The sequence below is a fragment of the Acinetobacter sp. AKBS16 genome (assembly GCF_002899995.1).
Lineage (GTDB): Bacteria > Pseudomonadota > Gammaproteobacteria > Pseudomonadales > Moraxellaceae > Acinetobacter > Acinetobacter baumannii.
In genome coordinates this window covers 730-1,821 of sequence record NZ_POYH01000064.1, presented here as the reverse complement: position 1 = coordinate 1,821, position 1,092 = coordinate 730, and the positions used below count along the sequence as shown (strand labels likewise).

Sequence of the window (1,092 nt, the reverse complement as noted above, 5' to 3'; positions counted from 1 at the left end):
TGAGCGCACCAAGTAAAATCGAACGAATCGCTGAAAAGCACACAAGTTACGCGCTCATAGCTCAGCTGGATAGAGCACTTGGCTACGAACTAAGGGGTCGGGAGTTCGAATCTCTCTGAGCGCACCAACTTGAAGAATTAACCGCTTTTATAGCGGTTTTTTTGTATCTGCTGTTTATTAATTTTTAAAAATCTAAATTTTATAACTTTTTAATTATATTAGAGATAACGATAAATGAATCTGGCTTTATTCGATTTTGATGGCACGATCCCCCATAATGATACCTTCAGTTTATTCCTTAAATTTTCTTTGAGTAAAAAAACTCAAATATTAGGTGGCATCCGTCTTGCACCTTATATAGCGGGTTATAAGCTTGGGTGGGTAACGGATAAAACGATCCGTACTAAGCTCTGCCAAGTGGGATATGTCGGCTATGATGCAGCTTCTTTGATAGGCAAAGGACAAGAGTTTGCTAAAAAGTAATTTCTTCCTGTATTCGTGAAAATGCTTTAGAACCCATTCTCTGGCATAAACAACAGGGAGATCAGGTTGTTGTTGTATCTGCTTCATTAAGTGTTTACTTGGAAAGTTGGTGTAAATCTTTAGATCTGGATGTTATCTGTAATCAACTTGAAATAGATAATGGTATTTTGACAGGTTGTTTTATTGATGGTGATTGTGGTTATTTAGAAAAAGTAAATAGAATAAAAAATAAATATGACTTAACTCAATATCCTATAATCTATGCTTATGGTGATACACCTAATGATTATGCAATGTTGGAGTTAGCTCATAGAAAATATTATAAATGGCAAGAGATTAATTAATATTTAAAAATATATTAAAAAAGAAAGCCACTTATATAAAGTGGCTTTCTTTGTAATTATTAAACAGTATTGAAAGAGTTTTCTAGGAAGTTATCAGTAAGTAATGATGTCGGTACGATCGTATGCGTTGTATTTGTTACGCTAGATACTGTAGAAGTTACACCACCGAGTAAGCTACCACCAGTTAATCCGCCTAGCAAATTAGAAATAACATCTAAACTGCCTTCACCAGTAACACCATCCGTTAAGCTTCCAACGATATCCG

1 tRNA gene and 2 pseudogenes are annotated in these 1,092 nt (G+C 34.8%); 2 read left to right on the top strand and 1 reads right to left on the bottom strand.

Annotation, left to right across the window (positions count from 1 at the left end):
* Positions 1–50: 50 nt before the first annotated feature.
* Positions 51–127 (top strand) — tRNA-Arg (locus tag C1642_RS11260).
* 107 nt (positions 128–234) lie between these two features.
* A pseudogene (locus C1642_RS11255) lies at positions 235–827 on the top strand (HAD-IB family hydrolase).
* Between the two features lie 59 nt (positions 828–886).
* On the opposite strand, the pseudogene C1642_RS11250 reads toward C1642_RS11255, so the two are convergent.
* A pseudogene (locus tag C1642_RS11250) lies at positions 887–1,092 on the bottom strand (hypothetical protein); the annotation flags it as partial.